Annotated in this window: 14 protein-coding genes; 4 read left to right on the forward strand and 10 right to left on the reverse strand. The window is 63.2% G+C overall.

What is annotated here, in order from left to right:
* Nucleotides 1–6: 6 nt before the first annotated feature.
* Nucleotides 7–510, reverse strand: a complete 504-nt coding sequence (locus RCO24_RS08435) for an MOSC domain-containing protein (protein WP_308961399.1) — start codon at nt 508–510, stop codon at nt 7–9.
* 16 nt (nt 511–526) lie between these two features.
* Nucleotides 527–1,120, reverse strand: coding sequence for an NnrU family protein (locus tag RCO24_RS08440; RefSeq protein WP_308961400.1), 594 nt, complete (start codon nt 1,118–1,120; stop codon nt 527–529).
* A gap of 157 nt (nt 1,121–1,277) precedes the next feature.
* On the opposite strand from RCO24_RS08440, the gene RCO24_RS08445 reads away from it, so the two are divergent.
* Complete coding sequence (locus tag RCO24_RS08445) at nt 1,278–1,730, forward strand: hypothetical protein (protein ID WP_308961401.1); 453 nt, start codon at nt 1,278–1,280, stop codon at nt 1,728–1,730.
* Between the two features lie 140 nt (nt 1,731–1,870).
* Nucleotides 1,871–2,557, forward strand: coding sequence for an SLATT domain-containing protein (locus RCO24_RS08450; RefSeq protein ID WP_308961402.1), 687 nt, complete (start codon nt 1,871–1,873; stop codon nt 2,555–2,557).
* On the opposite strand, the gene RCO24_RS08455 is transcribed toward RCO24_RS08450, so the two are convergent.
* Complete coding sequence (locus RCO24_RS08455; RefSeq protein ID WP_308961403.1) at nt 2,535–3,320, reverse strand: hypothetical protein; 786 nt, start codon at nt 3,318–3,320, stop codon at nt 2,535–2,537. The two genes, RCO24_RS08450 and RCO24_RS08455, sit on opposite strands and share 23 nt — an antisense overlap.
* 133 nt (nt 3,321–3,453) lie before the next feature.
* Nucleotides 3,454–4,500 (reverse strand): GTP 3',8-cyclase MoaA, encoded by a 1,047-nt coding sequence (gene moaA / locus RCO24_RS08460; RefSeq protein ID WP_308961404.1) that lies wholly within the window; start codon nt 4,498–4,500, stop codon nt 3,454–3,456.
* 218 nt (nt 4,501–4,718) lie between these two features.
* Between moaA and RCO24_RS08465 the strand changes: the two genes are divergently transcribed.
* A complete protein-coding gene (locus RCO24_RS08465; RefSeq protein ID WP_308961405.1) occupies nt 4,719–6,422 on the forward strand; it encodes an OFA family MFS transporter in 1,704 nt (567 codons plus the stop codon).
* A 280-nt stretch (nt 6,423–6,702) separates the two neighbouring features.
* Here the strand turns inward: RCO24_RS08465 and RCO24_RS08470 are convergent, their stop codons facing one another.
* The 4 genes from RCO24_RS08470 to RCO24_RS08485 are packed head-to-tail and all read right to left on the reverse strand — an operon-like array spanning nt 6,703 to nt 9,011.
* Nucleotides 6,703–7,458: a hypothetical protein gene (locus RCO24_RS08470; RefSeq protein WP_308961406.1), complete on the reverse strand. Its 756-nt coding sequence runs from the start codon at nt 7,456–7,458 to the stop codon at nt 6,703–6,705.
* A gap of 7 nt (nt 7,459–7,465) precedes the next feature.
* Nucleotides 7,466–7,987 carry a molybdopterin-guanine dinucleotide biosynthesis protein B gene (gene mobB, locus RCO24_RS08475; RefSeq protein ID WP_308961407.1) on the reverse strand — a complete coding sequence of 174 codons (522 nt, stop codon included), beginning with the start codon at nt 7,985–7,987 and terminating at the stop codon, nt 7,466–7,468.
* Nucleotides 7,984–8,640, reverse strand: a complete 657-nt coding sequence (mobA, locus tag RCO24_RS08480; protein WP_308961408.1) for a molybdenum cofactor guanylyltransferase MobA — start codon at nt 8,638–8,640, stop codon at nt 7,984–7,986. The genes mobB and mobA overlap by 4 nt, the downstream gene beginning before the upstream one ends.
* A gap of 53 nt (nt 8,641–8,693) precedes the next feature.
* Nucleotides 8,694–9,011, reverse strand: a complete 318-nt coding sequence (locus RCO24_RS08485) for a hypothetical protein (protein ID WP_308961409.1) — start codon at nt 9,009–9,011, stop codon at nt 8,694–8,696.
* A gap of 150 nt (nt 9,012–9,161) precedes the next feature.
* Here RCO24_RS08485 and RCO24_RS08490 point away from each other — a divergent pair, with 150 nt between their 5' ends.
* Nucleotides 9,162–10,286: a TRAP transporter substrate-binding protein gene (locus RCO24_RS08490; protein WP_308961410.1), complete on the forward strand. Its 1,125-nt coding sequence runs from the start codon at nt 9,162–9,164 to the stop codon at nt 10,284–10,286.
* A 196-nt stretch (nt 10,287–10,482) separates the two neighbouring features.
* On the opposite strand, the gene RCO24_RS08495 is transcribed toward RCO24_RS08490, so the two are convergent.
* A complete protein-coding gene (locus RCO24_RS08495; RefSeq protein ID WP_308961411.1) occupies nt 10,483–10,845 on the reverse strand; it encodes a response regulator in 363 nt (120 codons plus the stop codon).
* A 45-nt stretch (nt 10,846–10,890) separates the two neighbouring features.
* Nucleotides 10,891–11,442, reverse strand: a complete 552-nt coding sequence (gene hpt, locus RCO24_RS08500) for a hypoxanthine phosphoribosyltransferase (protein ID WP_308961412.1) — start codon at nt 11,440–11,442, stop codon at nt 10,891–10,893.
* Between the last annotated feature and the right edge of the window lie 322 nt (nt 11,443–11,764).

Genomic DNA, 11,764 nt, shown 5'->3' on the forward strand with positions numbered 1-11,764 from the left:
TGTCCGCTAGGGTAGGCGGATCACGTGCTCGGGCGGCGCGTGCAGAACTTCGACGTCGTCGCCGATCTTCACGTCTCCGCTTTCTAGAACCCGGCAGGTTACGCCGCCGCGCCAGTCCGGATGCAGGGCCTTCAGCAAGCCAGGGAAGGCGTCTTCCATACGGCGGCAGGGTTGGGTCTGATCGGTCACCTCGAGCCTGATCGGGCCGATGCGCAGAATGGCGCCGCGGGCCTTGGGCAGCCCAATCCCTTCGACGAGAAGATTGGCTCGGCGCGTGGTCCACGGAAGCCGAACGGGCTCGCCGCCCGCATCCTTCAGCTGAGACAAGGCTTGCTCCCAGGCCTCTCGCGCCAGCACGGTGATCTGCCGGCGCGGAAACTTGGGCCCTTTGTGGTCGCCTTCGAGCCCCTGCTCGATCGAAATCCGGCCGGCGTCGATCTCCTGCATGGGTGCGCGTACGGCGTTGCGCCATGCGATCCCAATCAGACGTCCGGCCAAATGATCGGTCATGAAGCCGTGCTCATCGTCACGGCGCGAAGCTCGTCGAGACGATAGGGACGCCGATCAAGGCGCCGTGTCCCCAGAACATGATCAAGGCGTAGAGAGCGACGCCGCCGACAACGACGAGGATGTCGTTGACCGGGCTGGTCGGTGCAGCAGGCTGAGCAGTGCCGGGGCGGCGCTTGACGGAAATCCGGTCGTAGACGCCGAACGCCAGGAAGCTTCCGAACAGCAGTAGCGAGCCCGCGTCGCCGTTTACCAGAAGGTGGGCGAGCGCCCAAAACTTGATGGCGGCGAGCAGCGGGTGTTTGGCTTTGGTGCGGATGCGGGAGGGGATAAACGCGGCGACCAGCAGAATAATTGCCGGCAGCATCAGCAGGAACGCGATGTGGCGCGTCCAGGACGGCGGATCCCACAGCACCGGGTTCTTGCCCGGCATGAGCTGGAGCTTGTGGTAGCCGACGACGATCAGCACCAGGCCGATCAAGGCCAGCGCCGAATAGGCGATTTTGTAGGCCGGGGCGCCGAAGCGCTCAACAAGGCCGTCGCGCAGGCTGGGGGACGTCGGCACGAGGTGGACGGCAAAGAAGAGGAGGAGGCCGAGCGTTAACGGAAGCATGCGATGATCCTTGTCTCACGGTTGGCTGGCGGCTGCTGGCGAACGGGATGAAACCTCGGCGCGCATGCAATTTTTGCAGTGCAACCGACATTGACCCGATAGCGGGGTTTTTAGCATAATCACGGGCGGGCGGAACGCGTACATCAGTGAGGCCCCAATGGCGTCGAGCGAAGGCTGGACAGAGAAGAAGAACATTCGGGGTGGACGGGGCGCATCCGCGGCTCGCGCGCGTTCGCGGTCGTTGAAGGATGCGTTGTCGGCTGCAGGTCTCGACGAGGCCGAGCGGATCGAGACCGAGCGCCCGGCCGGCCGATTGGCGGATGTGTTGCCGGCATCGCCAAATCCCCTCATGACGCCACGCCTTGCTTTCTTCGATGAGGCCGACGAGGCGCTTCCGCGCGTGCTTTCGACCGCGCATCGTGTCTCGTCCGGTGTCGTCTCACCGGCGCCCTGGCAACGGGCCGCAAGCCGTGGACGCAGACGGACGTTGCTGCAGAATACCTTCGGTTGGGTGATGACGCTCGTGGTGGCGGGCACCATCATTGGTTTGGCGGGACGCTATCTCGCGGTTCCGCCCCATCTTCAGACCATGCAGCAGGCACGCCAATAATGCTCATTTCCGCGATGAAGCGCGACGCGTGATCCTGCTCCCACTGTCACCGGCAGGGCGCGGTGGGGGAAACGCGAATCAGATAATCGAAATCTCTTAATCGATTTTCGATCGTCCATTCTGCGGGATCTCGTAAGCCTATGATGCCTGCCGCCGAAATGCAGAGGGCGCCCGTTCGCGTCGCGACGCAGCAACCTCAGCCGCTGCACGATGGAATAGAGACCGGCAGCCGGATGCGCTTGTCGGTGGTGCCGCCGGATACGCGAGCGGCCGATCAGCTCGCCCACACGATGCGTCTCGTCAAAGCTGCCCGCTTCAATGCGGCGACGCGGCTCGAGCGGAAAGAGGCGGTATCGCTGTTCACGCAATCGATGGTGGCGCTCTATTTCGTCGGGCTCGCGGTGTGGCAGGCGGTCTATGTCGGGCAGATCGACGACGCGACCAACCGCCTGATGACGTTCGTGCAGCTGGTTTCGTCGGTGTTCACGCTGATCCTCGGACTGCTCGAGGCGATGAACGACTACAAGATGAAGGCGCACCATCTGCAGAACTGCGCACTGGCGGTTTCGGAGCTGGCGCAGGAGCTGATGATCGCGCGTCCCTCGACGCCGCAAGAGGTGCAGGAGTACCGGCGGCGCTACAACGAGGCGTTGCGCGCTTGCCCGGTCAATCACGCCCGCATCGATTTCCTCTGCGCCAAGCTGGACGATGGCAATGCGAGCCAGCTCCAGCGCTTCCTGCTCGGTGCGCGCTACGTGCTCGACGTCTACGGCCTTTACGCGCTGTTCCTCGCGGTGCCGCCGCTCATTTGGTGGCTGCACCAGTAGAGGCAGGAGAGGGCTCCGCCTTGGCGGGCGTTGCCGTCTCGTTAGGCTTTGAAGCGGGAGCCGGTTCCGGAACTGTCGCCGCTACGGGCGGAGCTGCAGGCGTCGGCGTAGGCGGCGTCTTGGGAACGGCCGTCGTGACGCACGCTTCGCGGATCTTTGCTTCCGCCAGCTCCTTGGTTTTTAGGAACTCTCCGGTGAACGGAATGAACGTGAGCCGCGTGAGCTTATAGAGCTCATTGGTGAAGGTGGCGCCGCAGTCGAGAACGAACTGGTGCAACTCGGCCATGCGGCAGGTTTCGAGAAGGGCCTTCGCATCCTGATTGAGGATGCGTGCGTCGTAGGCTTTGGTGATGCAGCGATCGACGTCGGCCATGGCGGCGATGAGGTGATCCTCGAATATCGGCTCCAGCGCCGAGAACTTGAGATCGCCGGCCGCTTCGCGGATGGCGAACAGGTTCAGCAACACGTTCTTGTTCCAGTCGACATAGGCTTCGTCATAGGCCTGCTTGCGATGGCGGACCTCTTCGACATCCGCATTGCGGCGAATGGCCGAGGCGACCATGCCGGCGCGGGTGCGGCGCTCATAGACCAGGTGGGCGATGGTCTCGATGGCCTGGCGGCGGCTTTGATAGGCGGAGTAGGTTTGGGCGAGCCAGGCGCCGACACTGGCGGTGATGATGCCGTTGATGGCGGCGGAGGCAAGCGCGAAGGTGATCAACTGGCGGCGCGTCAAGCGGGCCTGGCGCAACAGTGCTCTCGACATGGCGACCCCTCCCCGGACCGATCGCCAGCTCTATAGCATTTTTGGGACGAGAGAGGTGCGCCCGACGGGTGACATGGATGTCGGGAATCCTAAGTGCCGGGAATGACGCCAAAACGCGGATCGGAGAACGAGGTCAGCCGCCGGTCACGCTCATATGGCGCGCGACAGCCGGGCGCTGGCGGCGGCGGTCGATGACGAAATCGTGACCCTTCGGCTTGCGGGCGATGGCGTCGTCGATGGCTTCGAACAGGAGCCCGTTGTCGGGGCTCGCGCGCAGCGGCGCTCTCAGGTCGGCCGCATCCTCCTGGCCCAGGCACATGTAGAGGGTGCCGGTGCAGGTGACGCGCACGCGGTTGCAGCTTTCGCAGAAATTGTGGGTCATCGGCGTGATGAAGCCCAGACGTCCGCCGGTCTCCTTGATGCGCACATAGCGCGCGGGGCCGCCGGTGCGGAACGGAATGTCTTCCAGGGTCCAGCGGTCGAGCAGGCGCGCGCGCACGATCGAAAGCGGCAGGTACTGATCGGTGCGGTCGCCCTCGATATCGCCGAGCGGCATGGTTTCGATCAGCGTCAGGTCGCAGCCTTCGCCATGGGAAAAACGGATCAGGTCGTCGATCTCGTCCTCGTTGACGCCCTTCAAGGCGACGGCGTTGATCTTGACGGACAGGCCGGCGCGCTGGGCAGCCTTCACGCCGTCGAGGACGATCGCGAGGTCGCCCCAGCGGGTGATGGTCTTGAACTTCGCGGGATCAAGCGTGTCGATCGAGACATTGATGCGCTCGACGCCGGAGGCTTTCAGGTTGCCCGCGTATTTCGCGAGCTGGCTGCCGTTGGTGGTCAGCGTCAGCTCTTCGAGGCGCCCGCTTTCGCGGTGGCGCGAGAGCGATTTGAATAGCGACATGATGTTCTTGCGCACGAGCGGCTCGCCGCCAGTTATGCGCAATTTCTTGACGCCCTTGGCAACGAAAGCGGAGCAGAGTCGATCGAGCTCTTCGAGTGTCAGCAGGTCCTTCTTGGGAAGGAAGGACATGTTCTCGCTCATGCAATAGACGCAGCGGAAATCGCAGCGGTCTGTCACAGAGACGCGCAAGTAGCTGACATGGCGACCGAACGGATCCACCAAGCCGGCCGCGGGGGACGGGTGCTCGTCGCCAAACGATGTCGGTGTCGTGAAGTCCATGCGTCAGTCCCGGATCGCGGTGACACGGCGTGCTCTGCCATCGGATGATGTCGCGCGCCGCACCATAAACATCGACGGATCTTAACCCATTAAATGAGCGAGGCTACCGCCAACATCAAGTCCACCTCTGACTTGTGTCATAAGCTTGCGCAAGATACTGCTAAGCCAAAATCCCCGCCAGAAAGGGGAACAACGACCTCTTTGGGGGAGGAAATATCATGGCCAGCGCAAATGGCACGTCAAATGGGGCGTTGACGCAGCCCGGGTGGCTCGATCGCGAGGCTATTGTCGCGTCTCCGGGGTTCAACCGATGGATGGTTCCGCCGGCTGCGCTCTGCATTCATCTCTGTATCGGCATGGCCTACGGCTTCTCGGTGTTCTGGAAGCCGCTTCAAGGCGCCCTCCTCGGTGCCGATGGAAAGGCCCTACCCGAATGCTCGGCCGGCGCGGTGACGTTCGCCGAGAAGGCGGCCGGCACATTGCGCGCGCTGACCGCGACGGACTGCAACTGGAGCCAGTTCGATCTCGGCTGGATGTATACCTTCTTCTTCGTGCTGCTCGGCGTATCCGCTGCCATATGGGGCGGCTGGCTCGAGCGCGCTGGTCCGCGCAAAGCGGGGCTGGTCTCGACACTCTGCTGGTGCGGTGGTCTCCTGATCGCAGCGTTCGGCGTTTACACGCATCAGCTTTGGCTGATGTGGCTCGGCTCGGGCGTCATCGGCGGCATCGGGCTCGGTCTCGGTTACATCTCTCCGGTCTCGACGTTGATCAAATGGTTTCCTGACCGGCGCGGCATGGCGACCGGAATGGCAATCATGGGCTTCGGCGGCGGCGCGATGATCGGCTCGCCGCTCGCGACGCTGCTGATGGATCATGTGTTCAAGACTCCGACGGAACCCGGTGTCTGGCAGACATTCGTTGCGATGGCCGCGATCTACACCGTGTTTATGCTAATCGGCTCGTTCCGCTATCGGTTGCCGCCCGCGGGCTGGAAGCCCGAAGGCTGGAAGCCGCCGACGAACAACCACGCAATGATCACCTCCAACCACGTGCACCTCGACAACGCGCACAAGACGCCTCAGTTCTGGCTGCTGTGGACCGTGCTGTGCATGAACGTTTCGGCCGGCATCGGCATCATCGGCGCGGCCTCGCCGATGCTGCAGGAAACCTTCGCCGGTGCGCTGGTGGGGCAGGATGCGCTGGGCTACCTCGACCTCAAGAAGGACGCGGCACTCGCGGCGGCAGCGGCGGCCGTGGGCGCCGGCTTCGTCGGGTTGATCTCGCTCTTCAATATTTTCGGCCGGTTCGCGTGGGCGTCGTCCTCGGACAAGCTCGGCCGCAAACTCACTTATTTCATCTTCTTCGTTCTCGGAGCGGTGCTTTATGTGCTCGCGTCGCAGGCTGCGGACTGGAAGGTGCTTGGCCTATTCGTGCTGTGCTTCTGCATCATTGCGTCGATGTACGGTGGCGGCTTCGCGACCATTCCCGCCTATCTCGCCGACATCTTCGGCACGCAGTTCGTGGGCGCGATCCATGGCCGTCTTCTGACGGCATGGTCGACAGCGGGCATCCTGGGGCCGGTGGTCGTCAACTATCTTCACGACACACGTCTTGCCGAGGGGATCGCACCGGACAAGCTTTACGGCCACATCTTCTTCATTCTGGCGGGCATGTTGGTGGTCGGTTTTATCGCGAACCTTTTGGTGCGGCCGGTCGATCCGAAATGGCACATGAGCGACGCCGAAGTCGCGGCCGAGCAGGCGAAACTCAAAACAGTGTCCGGTTCTGAATCGGGCGGCTCGTTCGGGATCGGCAAAGGCGGCCTCGATGCGAAGGCAGCCCTGTTCTGGGCCCTGGTTGGCGTGCCGCTTGCTTGGGGTGTCTGGCAGACTTTCGTGAAGGCGCTCGTATTCTTCCAATGAGCGGCTTCGCTCAATGGGGCTGGCCGGCATGACGTGGTGCACGAGAGGTATGGTTTGTGGGAGCGGGGCGGCGATGACCGCCGCGCTTCTCCTAATCGGCCCCGGAGACGAATTAGCGACGAGCGGAACGGACAGGGGCGAGGCGGTGGCGAGACATGCCGTGGCCCCGGCGCCCTCGCCGCAACGCGCGCGTCTCGTTCGCCTGCAAAAGCCGGAGCCTGAGACCGAAACTGTGCGGGATGCTCCGGGTACCGAGGCCTTCCGGACTCTGCTTACGCTTCTAGGGTTGGCCGGTCTTCTTGCCGCTGCCGGATTCGCAGGCCGAGGGCTTCGCATCGCCCGAACGCGTACTCACTTCGAGGCGGTCTAGAAACGCTCGCTTCTTGTCTGCGCCGTTCTCTCCCCCGAGATCTCCGGCACCGCATCCGAGGGCGTGGGCGATGTTCTCCGCCGCAGCGTGCTGTCGATCCTTGGCGTCGAGCAGAACGAGGTTCGGAACGGATGCGCTTTTCTTTTGTTCGTCCGCGGTTGGCGCGGGCAGCGACGTCACGAACAAGATGCCGCTGAACTTCTGGGCGGCGGCTACGAGCACGTCGATCTCGATGCGCGCCTTGTCGGAAAGCGGGGCGAGCACGATGCGGGCCGGGGTTCCCGCCGCAAACGCGATGGCCTGGGCCAGCGATGCGCGATTTCCTTCTTCGGTGCGGATGGGAACGACGCGCACCCCGCCGCGCGCCGCGGCCGCGAGAGTGATTTCGGTGCCGCTTCCGCTCTTCGCGAAAGGCCGACGGTCGCCGTCCAACGTATCCCAGGCGATCGCTTCTCCTTCGCCGTCGCGGGCAAGCACACTTGCGATCTCGGGACGTGTGTAGTCGAAGCCATCGATGATAATGGCGATGGCCGTGCCGGAGGGGTCGCGCCCCGATTTGAGCGGCGGATCGGAGGCGCGGGCTGCACCAGAGATCGGCGCGGTGGACATCATCGCGGCGATGGCGATGAGAGCGAAACAAGCGCGTATGGGCTTGGTCTTCAGCATCGCCGGATCATTTGGCCGGAATGCCGGATTTCGAGAGGATCAACGCGGCAAGTCCCTCGGTATCGTTGAGATCGAAAACGGGCACGTCTGTTTGCTCGGTCGCATGATCGGCAGCGACGGCGATGACGAGCGGATCCGTTCCGGCGAGTGCGGGACCCGGATTTTGCTCACGCCGGCGTACTTCGATCTTGCAGATCGGTTCGTGCTTATAGCCTTCGACGAGCACGATCTCCGTCTGGGGAAGGCGCTCGATGATGTCTTCAAGTGCCGGCTCCGGTTCGTCGCGCAGCTCGTGGACCAGACCCCAGCGTCGCGGTGACACCACGACGACATCTGCCGCGCCGGCGTTGCGATGGCGTGCGCTGTCGGTCTCGGGGGCATCGAGCTCGACGTCGTGATGACTGTGCTTGACCGTCGAGACGCGATAGCCGCGACGGGTCAACTCCTTGACCAGCCTTACGACGAGGGTCGTCTTGCCGGAATTTTTCCATCCGGCGATGCCGACGACGAATGGCGCAAGGCCGGTCATGGCGCGTTCTCCTGCTCGGCCGAGGTCGTCATGATTGTCTCCGCGAAGGCGAGGTCGTCGGGCGTATTGATGTTGAAGAACGGGTCGATCCCGCGGCCGGCTGCATCGAAATCGGGGAATGGGACGGCCACCGCGCCGAGGCGGTCGACGATGGCTTCGACCCTTCTTTCTCCACGTGTAAGCGCGGCTTCAATCGCACCGGTGCATTCCAGCGACCAGAGCGCGATGACGTGATGGCGGCGTCCGTGCGACTGGGCGACGGAGACGGGGGTGGGTGTGTTTGTCGGAAGCGCGTTTGCGAGGCGTGCCACTAGGTCGAGAGGCACGAATGGCGCGTCCGCCGAGACGCTCACGACCGCGCGTGCCGTCGGGGTTTCGCGGGCGTGCCAGCGGAGTGCGGCCAGAACGCCTGCCAGTGGCCCCGGATAGTCCGGGAGATCATCCGGCACCACCGGAAGGGCCAGCGCCTTGAAGCGGGACGGATCTCCGTTGGCATTGATGACCAGCGACGAGACTTGGGGGGCGAGCCGCTTTGCAGCCTGCGCGATCAGCGTCTGTCCGCCGAGCGGCAGCAGGGCTTTGTCGCCGCCGCCCATGCGCCGGCTCAAGCCCCCGGCCAGAAGCACGCCCGCTACGTTGCCGCTTTCGGCCATCTGATGCCTTCAGTTCGTTCGTTGAGCGCGGTCGTGTCGTTCCGCGCTCGTCTTCAGTCATTCGCCAGGCGTTCGCATGCGGCTTTGGTCTTGGTGAAGACAAACACGCGACCGATGTCGCCTTCGCAGTTGACCATCACGGCTTCGAGATCGAGCGAAGGCGTTTCCTCCATCAGCTTGCATTCGGGAAAGCGCTTCAGCAACTCATCGGGTGTCAGCACGGCGCCGTCGGCTTCGATGGGAGGGCCGCATTCCCGTCCGGCCTCGGTCTGTTGCAACATCCACCAGTCGGCCGCGCCAGCCGGGGCCGAGACGAAGAAACAGACAGCGCTCACGAGGCCCGCCAGGCCGCAACCCGATATTCTCTGCATTCGCCCAGTCCTTATCTTGCGCGTGGAGCGCTGCTCAACCTACCCATCGGAAACAGCAGCGCAACCGGGTCTCATTCCGGGTCCGGTGGCGACTGTCATCCAACAGTAAGCCCGTCTATAGTCCGCGCGAAAGTGGGGGAGCCATTCAAGATGAAAAATGTCAATCGCCGGAAATTCCTCAAGATTGCCGGGGCAGGCGGAGCGGCCGCGACGGTTGCCGCCTGTGGTGAGCAGCCAGCTGCGCCGGCGATCGTGGAAGCCAGCCCCAGGCTGTCGTGGCGCCTGACCTCGAGCTTCCCCAAGTCTCTGGATACCATCTATGGCACGGCGGAAGTGTTTGCCCGGACCATCCGCGAAGCCTCGGACGGCCGGTTTACAATCCAGGTGCTCGCGGCGGGTGAGATTGTCGGCCCGCTGCAGGCCGCGGATGCGGTTTCGGACGGGACCGTGGAGGCGGCGCATACGGCCTCCTATTACTACTGGGGCAAGGACCCGACCTTCGCGCTGGGTACCTGCGTCCCGTTCGGTCTCAACAGCCGCATGCAGAACGCCTGGATGTACGAAGGCGGCGGCATCGATCTCATGAACGAGTTCTACCAGCGCTACAACATCTTTGGCCTCCCGGGAGGGAACACTGGGGCGCAGATGGGGGGATGGTATCGCAAGGAGATCAACACGCCGGAAGACTGGAAGGGGCTCAAGATTCGCATCGGCGGTTTCGGTGGTGCGATCATGTCCCGGCTCGGCGCGGTGCCGCAGCAGATCGCCGGCGGCGATATCTACCCTTCGCTTGAAAAGGGAACCATCGACGCGGCGGAGTGGGTTGGTCCCTACGACGACGAGAAGCTCGGCTTCTATCGGGTCGCGCCGCACTACTACTATCCGGGCTGGTGGGAAGGGCAGGCCATGCTGCACTTCTTCATCAACCTTCAAAAGTGGAACGAGCTGCCAAAATCCTATCAGGCGATCGTTCGCAGCGCGGCGCAGACGGCCAACACCGTCATGATGGCACGCTACGACATGCTCAATCCCGGCGCGTTGCGCAGGCTGGTCAAGGCCGGTGCCATCCTGAAGCCGTTCTCGGAAAGCGTTCTGGACGCTTGCTTCAAGGCGTCGAACGATGCCTACGCGGAGATTTCCGCGGCCAACCCCCAGTTCAAGAAAACCTATGAAGCCATGACGGCGGTGCGGGCCGAGGAGTATCTCTGGTTCCAGCTCTCGGAACACACGAGCGACACTTACATGATGATCCAGCAGCGCAAGAACGCGCTCTAGTTTTTGTCAGGCCCCGCGTTTCAGCGTTGTCCTATCCTGTACACGTAGCTGGACCCCGGCCTGCGCCGGGGTGACATTTCAATTGAATCGGATCGATTGCCTCAAGCTCTCCGTCATCCCGATGAAGATCGGGATCCAGACACATAGGCACGGTGGTGCATCACGACTGCGCTTGCTTCATCCTCCCAACGCGAAACTACGCGAGGAGCGTGCGGATGGCGGCGCGGATCTGATCCAGTGTGAAGGGTTTCAGGATCACGCCGAGATGCGGCGATTTGAGCCCCTGCGCGCGTTCGAGCTCTTCGGCGAACCCGGACATTAAGAGAAGCTTCACGCGTGGTGCGATCTCGATGGCGCGCCGCGCGAGATCGATGCCGTCCATGCCGGGCATGTGTACATCCGAAACCAGCAGGTCGATGTCGGTCGGGGATGCGGTCAGCTTTTCGAGGGCTTCGGTGCCGTCCTGCGTGAGGTCGACCTTGTGGCCGTCGATTTCGAGCGCCCGCTTGACGAGATCGCGGGTCGCCTTGTCGTCGTCGGCCAGAAGAATTTGAGCCATGGCAGTGTCTCCCCCGATCGCGGCCTCGTCCGAGGCGCTGTTTCGTCAGTCCTTGCTCATGCGCCCGACGAACGGAAGCTCGCGGTAGCGGTGGGCCACGTCCATGCCGTATCCGACGACGAACTCGTCGCCGCCTTCGAACGCGCTGAAGTCGGCCGATACGTCAACGGCGCGCGAAACCTTCTTGTCGATCAGCACGCAGGTCAGGATGTTCTTGGCGCCGCGGGCGGCGATGAGATCCTTGGCGAACACCAGCGTGCGGCCGGAATCGAGAACGTCGTCGATCAGCAGCACGTTGCGGCCCTCGACGCCGAGGTCGAGGTCGCGCAGGATCTCGACCTTGCCGGACGAGGTCTTGCTTTTGCGGTAGCTCGACAGCGTCAGAAAATCGACTTCGGGCTCGAGGCCGATGCGATGCAGGGCGCGGATCAAGTCGGCGGCGAACACGAAGCTGCCCTTGAGCACGGCGACGATCAGCAGTCGATCCAGCTTGCGGGCCGATATCTCCTGCGCCAACTCCTCCATGCGGGCGGCGATGGCTTCCGCGGAGTAGATGACCTCGGGCTCGGATTGCGCGCCGGATGTCCGTTCCGTCATTCTAAGTTCCTTGTCCGTGGTTCAGGGTGCGATCGTTTTTCCATCAACGAGATGGGGCGCGAATCTCACCCGAAATCATACGTTTAGTTCCTCATCCTTGCACGAGACCAGCCAGATGCAAGGGTGGTATCGATTTAACGCCGTAAACCTATCAGGCGATCTTGGGCCGGGTGCAAGGCGGGGGACACAATCGTCGTGAATGCCGCGGCCGGCCGATTGTACATGCCGCCGCCATATTCGTAACAGATTGATACTGCCCTCGCCTTCCCGCATATAGGCGCTCGACTATCATCCACTATACTGGGTCACCCTGGAGCGAAGC

The organism is Hyphomicrobium sp. LHD-15 (assembly GCF_031157355.1).
GTDB lineage: Bacteria > Pseudomonadota > Alphaproteobacteria > Rhizobiales > Hyphomicrobiaceae > Hyphomicrobium_C.

Coding starts and splice junctions, on each gene's coding strand:
- RCO24_RS08435 (WP_308961399.1), bottom strand. CDS start 510: ATGACCGATCATTTGGCCGGACGTCTGATTGGGATCGCATGGCGCAAC.
- RCO24_RS08440 (WP_308961400.1), bottom strand. CDS start 1,120: ATGCTTCCGTTAACGCTCGGCCTCCTCCTCTTCTTTGCCGTCCACCTC.
- RCO24_RS08445 (WP_308961401.1), top strand. CDS start 1,278: ATGGCGTCGAGCGAAGGCTGGACAGAGAAGAAGAACATTCGGGGTGGA.
- RCO24_RS08450 (WP_308961402.1), top strand. CDS start 1,871: ATGATGCCTGCCGCCGAAATGCAGAGGGCGCCCGTTCGCGTCGCGACG.
- RCO24_RS08455 (WP_308961403.1), bottom strand. CDS start 3,320: ATGTCGAGAGCACTGTTGCGCCAGGCCCGCTTGACGCGCCGCCAGTTG.
- moaA (WP_308961404.1), bottom strand. CDS start 4,500: ATGGACTTCACGACACCGACATCGTTTGGCGACGAGCACCCGTCCCCC.
- RCO24_RS08465 (WP_308961405.1), top strand. CDS start 4,719: ATGGCCAGCGCAAATGGCACGTCAAATGGGGCGTTGACGCAGCCCGGG.
- RCO24_RS08470 (WP_308961406.1), bottom strand. CDS start 7,458: ATGCTGAAGACCAAGCCCATACGCGCTTGTTTCGCTCTCATCGCCATC.
- mobB (WP_308961407.1), bottom strand. CDS start 7,987: ATGACCGGCCTTGCGCCATTCGTCGTCGGCATCGCCGGATGGAAAAAT.
- mobA (WP_308961408.1), bottom strand. CDS start 8,640: ATGGCCGAAAGCGGCAACGTAGCGGGCGTGCTTCTGGCCGGGGGCTTG.
- RCO24_RS08485 (WP_308961409.1), bottom strand. CDS start 9,011: ATGCAGAGAATATCGGGTTGCGGCCTGGCGGGCCTCGTGAGCGCTGTC.
- RCO24_RS08490 (WP_308961410.1), top strand. CDS start 9,162: ATGAAAAATGTCAATCGCCGGAAATTCCTCAAGATTGCCGGGGCAGGC.
- RCO24_RS08495 (WP_308961411.1), bottom strand. CDS start 10,845: ATGGCTCAAATTCTTCTGGCCGACGACGACAAGGCGACCCGCGATCTC.
- hpt (WP_308961412.1), bottom strand. CDS start 11,442: ATGACGGAACGGACATCCGGCGCGCAATCCGAGCCCGAGGTCATCTAC.